This window comes from Pseudomonadota bacterium, assembly GCA_022361155.1.
GTDB lineage: Bacteria > Myxococcota_A > Polyangia > Polyangiales > JAKSBK01 > JAKSBK01.
In genome coordinates this window covers 1-7,684 of record JAKSBK010000354.1, presented here as the reverse complement: position 1 = coordinate 7,684, position 7,684 = coordinate 1, and the positions used below count along the sequence as shown (strand labels likewise).

Here is a 7,684-nt window from a genome sequence, read left to right as displayed (position 1 = left end):
TGCTCGCCGACTTAGGTACGTAATCACGGATCCAGGACCCTAGGGGCATACCGCGCCAGGGGCATACGCCTCCAACCTGGCTTGCCGCTCTGGCTGGCCTCTGTATAGTACGTCCCCTCGGAATAGCCGACATCCAAGGGGCTGTAGCTCAGCTGGGAGAGCGCCGCGTTCGCAATGCGGAGGTCAGGGGTTCGATTCCCCTCAGCTCCACTGTGTTTAATTGGGGTTCGCTTCGCGCTGCGCGCGGGGCCCCAGCCCCGCTTGCGGCCTGCCGCGACCAGGAAGGTGGGACTGGGGCGACGGGCCCCAGCCCCGCTTGCGGGAGTGACGGGGAGCCGGGGAGGTGGAACTGGGGGGTGGTTGGGGTTCGCTGCCCGCTGCGCGCGGGGCCCCAGCGCGTGTCTAATTGGGGTTCGCTGCCCGCTGCGCGCGGGGCCCCAGCCCCGCTTGCGGTGTGACGGGGGGCCGGGGAGGTGGAGCTGGGGGGTGGTTGGCTGCGTCCGGTGCTCCGCGCCGTGTCCGGAGCCTTGGGGGGGGTGGTGTCAAAACCCCCGCATTCATGCGGGGGATAGTCCGCTTCGGCTACGCCTCCTGAAGGCTTCGCCTAAAGGCGAGGGTTTTCACCCATCCCCCGAGGGGAGACAATAATTGGGGTAATACCAAGTCATATTCCGCGTAGAACCCGCCGTATATATCTCGAAAAACATCATGAATAACTTCCATGGCAGTCTTTGGCGCACTTAATTCGATAAGCAAAATTCGATAAACAAAACCAGATTCAAGACATTCTATAGGCTAAAAATATTGTATGGTCTCTGGAAACACAGGTTTAGGATACCCGCAAGCTCAACCGTTCATGTCTCGGGAATTCGGATCTTCAGTCGGGGTTTCTGGACGAGCGCCGCTGCGGCGGCCCAAACGTTGGGCGCCCGGAGCCCGGGCCGGCTACGCTGGTCACATGGGCCGGCTGTCGGTGCGCACGGGTCTCACCTACGAAGGTGATCTGCATCCAGGCATGGAAACGTCGGACTGCTTCGAGTTCCTGTTGCCCTTCGGCGACCTGCCAAGGCCCGCGGGAGAATAGCTCGTGTGTTTCGGTGAGGACCGGGCGCGCTGGTGAGGCGCGGCGCACACGCAGCCCGCTCGGGGACGCCGGCCCAGGGGATGTAGGGATCGGACTCGAGCCGCTCGAGGCGAGCACCGGCCGGGCCCGAAGCTCTGTTCGACAAGACCCGAGACGCGTGCGAGAGTCTGGGGCCATGAGCCAGCAGCTTCCAGTCAACGTATCATGGCCCATGTACATGCTGTTTACGTTCGATGGGCGGCTCGACCGTCCGCGCTACTGGCGCTGGTACGGTTCGTTGCTGGCTGTCACGTTGGTTGCGCTCATGGCGGGTGAGCCCATCGTGGCGCTCGCCACCGGCAGCGTCCCCACGTGGGCACTCAACTCGAAGCGATGCCACGACGTGGGTCGGTCCGGTTGGTTCCAACTGCTGAGCTTGATCCCCTACGTGGGCTGGCCCATGTTTTTGTTTCTCGTGGCGTTCCAAAAAGGCGACGACGCCTGGAACGAACACGGCGCTCCGGGCTACCTGCTGCGAGCCCCCAGCCCTGAAGAACTCAAGCAGGGAGTGAGCGATGCGTTCCTGCGCCCGCGAGCCCCCGCGCGCCGCACGGCGTCGAACGATTCGGGCTAGCTTAGCTATAGCTATGCACCGGCATGTAGCTAGCGGGCCAGAGCCTGGGCCGCGTTGCGCTTGAACAGCAGATCGCGGATCAGCGTGGTGTCGCTAAGCTCGTACAGGACCGGGGGCACGCTCGCGCGCAGGGGTGCGACCGGCCCGAGCGCGCCGCTGTCGGCCAGCGCGCGCGCATGCGGCGAATCGAGAATCAAGAAGAGATTGTGCAGGCCACCCATGCACGGCACCTCCGCCGCATCCACGATGCGTCGACGATCGATCGACAGCTCGGTGCGTCCGCGTCGAATGAGCAGACGGCGGTCGGTGAGGATGTACTCGGTGGCGCGGCCCAAAGCGCGCGCGCCCCATAGCCCGTGCCACAACAACGATACACCCACCGTGAGTATGGCGCTGCAGGAAATCGCCACCGCGAGGAACAAGAACAGCCACGTCCACGATTGGACGCGCAGCCCGTTATCTTCCAGGCGCAGCAGCAACCCTCCCCCACGCAGCCCGTAACCCACGCCGGTAGCCAACAGCGCCGTGCCCAAAACAGCGGTTGCCACGTCCGACCAGCCGAGCAGCCAGCCCTCCGGGCTTGCACCCCATTGCACGCGTTCCCCCTCCTCCAGGCGCTCGCTGAGGCAAAGGTCGGCCTGACCCGCATGCGCGCCCGCCCTACAACCGCGCACGAGCGCGAGCACGGCATCGGGTGCAATCACGTCGTGCAACATGATGCGCTGGCCTCGGCCCAGGGGACCAAAGGGTGTGGCGCAGACGAGCTCGAGGCTACCGACTCCGCAGACGCTGGGATGCCAGCGGATCCGCGCAAAGGTGATCGATGGCAGCTCTAGCGAGCGACGCAGTGCTCCCCGGCGCAGGAGCATACGCCGGTCGGTCAGCAGGTACTCGCACCGGTGCAGGAGGTAACGCGGCACGAAGTGAAGACCGAGGCCGAGCAGCGCCAGATACGCCGAGGTGAATGCCATCGATCGTGCTCCGGGCAGCTCGCTGATCGACAGCAGCGCAGCGAAACAAGCAGCCACCGCGCACAGCGCGAGCACGAGCAGCGCCGTCCACCTGAAGGCACTGGAGCTCGGTGTGCCCGGTCTGGGTCTGCCCTGCCACAACGCCCGCTCCGATGGGAGCAGTCTCCAACCGGCATCCGGCGAGCACGGCATGCCTGGAATCTAACACAGAAATGTGCCCTGTCCCGCGGGCAGCCTGCTTGACTGAACGTCCTCGTGCTTGGCCGGCGCAGTTGAAGAACTACCTGCTGGCGCTACAACCCACTGTGCAGCCAATGCGCCAGCAGCGAGCGCAGGCGCTGCACCGCAAGGCCGGCGCTTGACTGAACGTCCTCGTGCTTGAGCGGCGCGCTCGCACGATCGGACGCCGGGTTGCTGATCACCGATAGCCCCACGCAGCAGGCGCCGCACTGGCGCGCCGCAATGACCTCTTGCACCGTGCTCATGCCAACGGCATCGGCACCCAGTGTTCGTAGCATGCGGACCTCGGCCGGCGTCTCGTAGCTCGGACCGAGTACGCCGGCGTACACGCCCTGCTTGAGCTCGATTCCAAGCGCGCTGGCACAAAGCCGCATCTTTTCGCGTAGCCGGACATCGTAGGCGTCGATCATGTCTACGAAGCGTTCGTTCGGCCCGCCAAGGTTCTGTGCTCCGCTTGCCGTCGCTTCGCTTTTGACGGTTGCCAAGCATGCGGTTACCAGGCAACTGCACCCCGTGAGATTCAGGTGATCTTCGATCAGCATGAGCTCGCCGCTATCCAGATCACGCCGAATCCCCCCGGCCGCGTTGGTTACCACGAGCACGCGCGCGCCAAGCTCGAGCATGAGCCGCACGCCGTACACGACTTCGTCGGGGCTCCGACCCTCGTACAGGTGCGTGCGACCCTGCATGAACACAACGCCGTAGGGGCCACAGTACCCAAACACAAAACACCCGCGGTGGCCAGAGACCCCTGTCGCCGGCATGCCGGCGACCCGTTCGTAAGGCAGCGCGACCGAGTCCTGGACCATGTCGGTTACTGCAGCGAGCCCGGAACCCAACACCACGGCAACGTCAACACGCCCTGGAAAGACAGCCCGCAGTGCTTGGACAGCTCGCTCGCGTTCGGTCGACGTCGCCATGGATTGGACGCACGCTACCTTGCGACCAAGAGCTAGTGCAAGGCGACCTCTTGGTCGGCCAGCTTGACGCCCCAACGACGCAAGCGCCGTATCACGTCGCGGCGGTCGATCGCCGAGGGAGGCGCCAGTCTCAGATAGCGGCGGAAGTGCTTGATAGCCGTGGACCGCTGCTTCTTGTAGGTCGCTTCGGCGTAGATGCGATGGGCATCGGCCAACCATGGGGGAGCTTCGGTTTGCTTCTGCGCCTGAGCGGTTGCACGCGCGAGGGCTTTGGCTGCATCCGCTTGGGCTCCGTTGTCCAGACGCAGCCGTCCCAGCCGGTACCACCAGTACGCTTGCTCGGGACGCTGCGCCAGGGCCTTCTCGTAGGAGCCGATGGCTTCCTTCAGCTTGCGCAGCTGCTCGTAGCAGTCACCCATCGTCACGTAGGCCTCATGGCCTGAGGGGTTGTGCTTCAAGGCGAGCGCTGCATCGCGCAGCGCGTCCCTCACGGCACCGGCGCGCAAGCGAATCTGTGCCCTCACCAAGTAGGCGTCCGCGTAGCGCTTGTCGCGGCGGAGCGCCAGCTGCACCTCGTCGTGGGCTCGCCCGAGATCCGACACGCGCAAGGCAGCGCGCGCGGCATACAGATGATACTCCGGCGCAGTGGCATCGAGCGACAGCGCCCGGTCGAAGTGGGTCAGCGCTTCCTGCCCGTTGCCACGGGCGAGCGCGACGCGCCCGAGCAAGTACTCGCCGGGAGCGGAATTGGGACGCAGCCGCAGCACCTTGCCAAGCGTGCGCTCGGCGTCGTCGGCCCGAGCCGTGGCCACTTGCACGCTAGCCAGACGGAGTAGCAGCTCCGTGGAGTCCGGCTCGCTGCCGAGCGCCTTGTTGTAGCTCGCCTCGGCACGCTGGAATTCACCGCGCGCCTCGAACAGCAAACCCCGCTCTCGCGCCAAACCCGCCAGCCGGTGGCGCCCCTGCTCGAGACGCTGGAAGATCTCGGCCGCCTCGCTCAGCCGACCCCCCCGGCGGGCCGCCACGCCGAGGCCGAGCAGTGCTTCCCCGTGGTGCGGATCGAGCGCAACCGCGCGTGCGAACTGCCGCGTGGCGGCCTTGATTCGGCCTCGCCGCAGCTCGGACTGTCCGAGCTTCGTGTGCATGCGGGCGCTCTTGGGCACCTTCCTGTGCGCTTTTTGCAGGATGATCGAGGCGCGTCGCGCGCGTCCGGTGTCGGTATAGAGGTGCGACAGCTCGAGGTAGGGATCGAGCGCCTTGGGTTGCAGCTTGATCGCTTCGAGAAAACGCTGCTCGGCAAGCTTGCTCTGGCCCAGCGCACGCAGCGCCTTGCCCCACCACAATCGAAGCTCCGGCTCCTCGGGATGGCGCTTGGCGAGCGCCTCCAACTTCGCCTTGGCAGGCTCCAGGCGACCCAGCGCAAGCTGCGCCCGGCCGATACCCAACTCCGCCTCGATCTCGGACGGCCGGCCGTCCAGACTGGTGGGGTTTCCGTTGGCCTTCGCCGTGCTCAGGGCCGATTCGAAACGCGCGAGGGCGTCTGCGAAGTGCCGCTTCGCGAGCAGCACGCGACCCGAACCGAGCAGCGCATCGACCTGATAGGCATCGACCTTGAGCGCGTCGGCGTAGTGCTTGTGGGCCTCATCCGGCCTTTCCTGCCGCTCGCGTACCCTACCCATGAGGGCAAAAGCCCGCGCGCGGGTCGCGGCTGCGGCTTGCAACGACCCTTCGCCCACGGGCTTGCTGCCCACGACTTGCTGGAGCAGCTCGACCGCCTGCTCCGGCCGTTTTCCGAGGTGCATGCGCGCCCGCGCCAAGCGCGCCTCGGCGTGGCGCGGACTCGCCTCGAGCGTGTCCTCGAGCGCCTCGAGCAGGGCGGAGTCGTCGTCGCCGGCGAGCTCCAGGGCGCGCGCAACGCCCCACTGACCACGGGCGCCCGCCCCAAGCGCTGCGGCCCGCGTGAACGCGTCCCTTGCCCGTGCATGGTCGCCCTCGCGCAGGGCCATCTCGCCAACCAGGACAGACAAATAGGGGTCGGCGGACGATTCGGCGCGAGCCGTGGGCAGCACGCTCCTGGCCGCTTCGGCGTCGCCTCGCGCGAGGCCGTCGGCCAGACGGGCGAGTGCCATACCGGGCGCCTCACCCGAGCGCTCCTCCAGCCGCGCGAGTATCGTTGCTGCGTTCGATGAGTTGGCCGACGCGCTACCGAAGCGGATCTGGTACAGCGACTCGTGCAGCAGGCTGCGGGACAGCAGCAGGCGATTGAGCCCGGTCTGCTTCCGCTGTCTAGCCAACACCTGAAGCGAGCTTTGTACGTCCGCGTAGGTATCGCTCTGGGCGAGACGCTCGGCCTCTGCAACGACGCTTGCTACGTGCACGGAATCGCCGGCGGCCGGCAGATAGCGCTCGAAGTAGTAGACAGCAAAGAAGCCATGTCGGGTGAAGCCAAGCGCGGTCCCGACCGCAGCGATGATGCCCAGGAGCGCCAGGATGCCGAGGAGCGCTCGCTTGGCGCGCTTGGTCTTGACCCAACGCTGCTGTATGTCGGCGCTCGCGCGCTCCGCCCGCGCCATGGCCGACTCGCGGGCCCGCAGCTCGGCCTCGACCGCACCCTGCTCGAGGTCGAGATCGGCCTCCCGGCCGTCTACGTTGAGCTCGCCGAAGCCCTCTGCTTCGGATACCCGTTCCTCGGGCACCGACTCGCGCCCGTCGAAACTCCCCTCCGCCAGACGGGGCGGCGGAATGTCCGAGCTTCCGACATCGAGCTGAACCTCGCCGAAGCCCATCGCATCCGCACCCTGATCGCTCTCGTCGTCGCCCCACCCGATGGCGGGCTTCGGCAACATGAACTCGTCGTCGAACTCCGAAGAAGCCCGCTCAGGTTCGGGTCCGGGGCTCGGGGAAGAAGAGGGCTCGGGGAAAGCACCGGACGCTTCCGATGTGCTTGGTGGCGGATCGGGTTGCGCGAGACCTGAATCTCCGACAAGCACCGCGGGCAGATCGAATTGGCTGCGCGCCTGTGGCAGATCAGGCGCCGCAGCGTGGTCGCGCCGCCCGCCGGGCTGCTCGCCCGCACGAAGCGGCGCAGGCAATTGCGCAACCGACACAGGAAGATCGCCATCGCCAGGACCGGAGACCGACCGACCGCTTGCGGGAACCGACTTGGCTGTGCCGGGCGAGCCCACAGACTCCTCGAGCGCGGGCGCAGCCGTGGCGCGCGCGGCGGGCAGCTCAGGGCGCCGTACCGGGCCGTTCGGATTGGCGGCGTGCAGCAGCGATCGATCCGAGTCGGTGCGCGGAACGCTTGCGTCCACCGCCTCTGGATTGGCCGAACCGTTCACCGGGACGGTGGCCTGCCTCGAAGCTCCGGCGTCCGAAGCAGCTCGAGCTGCAGGGGCCACCGCCGGCAGACCCGCCTCGCTGCCTGCCCGCGTGGAACGGGGACCGGTTCGACTTCCGGGTGCTGCTGCCACCGCCGGCAGACCCGCCTCGCTGCCTGGCGCTCGAGCTGCCACCGCAGGCATCCCGCCCGCCCCTGCCACCGCCGGCAGATCCGCTTCACTGCCTGCGGCGCGGCCGTCCTCGGTTGGACCGCCCACGGTTGGTTCCCCCTCGATCGGGCCGCCCTCGGTTGGGCTCGCCCCGTTCGCACGCGCCACCGCCGGCAGATCCGCTTCGCTGCCTGCCCCCGTGCCACCACGCCCTACTCGACCCCCGCTCGCCCCCGCCACCGCCGGCAGATCCGCTTCGCTGCCTCGCGCGCGGCCGCCCGTGGCCGCCGGCGCATCGCCGCGCAAGGCGGTGCCAAAGGTGCCGGCTGGCATCCGCCGCTTTGGCTTCCCGGGCTCACCAAAGG

Annotated in this window: 4 protein-coding genes and 1 tRNA gene; 2 read left to right on the top strand and 3 right to left on the bottom strand. The window is 67.3% G+C overall.

Translation table 11 applies throughout. From position 1 onward, the window contains the following. The first annotated feature begins 137 nt into the window (after positions 1–137). Together MJD61_13740 and MJD61_13735 are read left to right on the top strand one after the other, a co-directional pair. Positions 138–210: transfer RNA gene (locus MJD61_13740), tRNA-Ala, on the top strand. Between the two features lie 1,049 nt (positions 211–1,259). Further along, the gene (locus tag MJD61_13735) at positions 1,260–1,697 is read left to right on the top strand and encodes a DUF805 domain-containing protein (protein ID MCG8556333.1); all 438 of its coding nucleotides are present in this window, start codon (positions 1,260–1,262) and stop codon (positions 1,695–1,697) included. Between the two features lie 29 nt (positions 1,698–1,726). On the opposite strand, the gene MJD61_13730 is transcribed toward MJD61_13735, so the two are convergent. From MJD61_13730 to MJD61_13720, 3 genes are all read right to left on the bottom strand, one after another. Beyond that, positions 1,727–2,860, bottom strand: coding sequence for a hypothetical protein (locus MJD61_13730; protein ID MCG8556332.1), 1,134 nt, complete (start codon positions 2,858–2,860; stop codon positions 1,727–1,729). Between the two features lie 101 nt (positions 2,861–2,961). Further along, positions 2,962–3,828, bottom strand: coding sequence for a purine-nucleoside phosphorylase (locus MJD61_13725; GenBank protein ID MCG8556331.1), 867 nt, complete (start codon positions 3,826–3,828; stop codon positions 2,962–2,964). Positions 3,829–3,860: 32 nt separating this feature from the next. Continuing rightward, positions 3,861–7,652 carry a tetratricopeptide repeat protein gene (locus MJD61_13720; GenBank protein MCG8556330.1) on the bottom strand — a complete coding sequence of 1,264 codons (3,792 nt, stop codon included), beginning with the start codon at positions 7,650–7,652 and terminating at the stop codon, positions 3,861–3,863. Positions 7,653–7,684 lie beyond the last annotated feature (32 nt).

Excerpts from the sequence above, each read along its gene's own strand:
- MJD61_13735 (MCG8556333.1), top strand. The coding sequence starts at position 1,260 with ATGAGCCAGCAGCTTCCAGTCAACGTATCATGGCCCATGTACATGCTG.
- MJD61_13730 (MCG8556332.1), bottom strand. The coding sequence starts at position 2,860 with ATGCCGTGCTCGCCGGATGCCGGTTGGAGACTGCTCCCATCGGAGCGG.
- MJD61_13725 (MCG8556331.1), bottom strand. The coding sequence starts at position 3,828 with ATGGCGACGTCGACCGAACGCGAGCGAGCTGTCCAAGCACTGCGGGCT.
- MJD61_13720 (MCG8556330.1), bottom strand. The coding sequence starts at position 7,652 with ATGCCAGCCGGCACCTTTGGCACCGCCTTGCGCGGCGATGCGCCGGCG.